The sequence below is a fragment of the Streptomyces rectiviolaceus genome (assembly GCF_039533825.1).
Taxonomy (GTDB): Bacteria; Actinomycetota; Actinomycetes; order Streptomycetales; family Streptomycetaceae; genus Streptomyces; species Streptomyces rectiviolaceus.
In genome coordinates, this window is sequence record NZ_BAAAUG010000256.1 from 1 (window position 1) to 588 (window position 588).

General features: G+C 65.6%; 1 protein-coding gene. It reads left to right on the forward strand.

Annotation, left to right across the window (positions count from 1 at the left end; all coding sequences use genetic code 11):
* The first annotated feature begins 11 nt into the window (after positions 1–11).
* A complete protein-coding gene (locus ABD378_RS44300; protein ID WP_425583986.1) occupies positions 12–218 on the forward strand; it encodes an aromatic-ring hydroxylase C-terminal domain-containing protein in 207 nt (68 codons plus the stop codon).
* The last annotated feature ends 370 nt before the right edge of the window (positions 219–588 follow it).

The following is a 588-nucleotide window of genomic DNA, read 5'->3' on the forward strand; positions in this document are numbered from 1 at the left end:
GAGGCCGTGCCGTGCTGCTGCTCAGCAGCGGAGCCGCGCACCCTCCCCGCCTCGCTCAAGGGTGGGCGCATGTCCTGCACACCGCCCGCGCCGCCGGTCAACTCCCGGGCGGAATAACAGAATCCGCGGTGATCCGCCCCGATGGTTATGTGCTGTGGGTGTCCGATGATGGGGATCTTGGGGGAGTATTGAGGCAATGGTTCGGTGATCCTCGCTGAAGCCTTTGGCGTTCCCGGCGAGGTGGTAAACGTGAGGGGCGCACCCTCCTGAGGTGCGGCACCTTTGCGCCAAATGGACATCGTGTCACCGCCGGGCAGTACAAACCGCCTGTGCGGTTTGTTAGTGTTCTTCGCATGGGCGTCGGTCTCCCCTTTGGGATGTGCCGATGACGGGGGTGTCGTCTCCGTCGCCCGCGTCATCTCGCGAGCGACGGCCGCCTGGAGCGATGGAGCACCTCGATGGCCAAACAGGAACGCGCTGTACGCACTCGCAAGGCACTGATCACCGCTGCCGCTGAGGTCTTCAGCCGGGAGGGATACCGCACGGCCTCACTCACGGTGATCTGCCGGCTCGCGGGGGTCAGCAGCG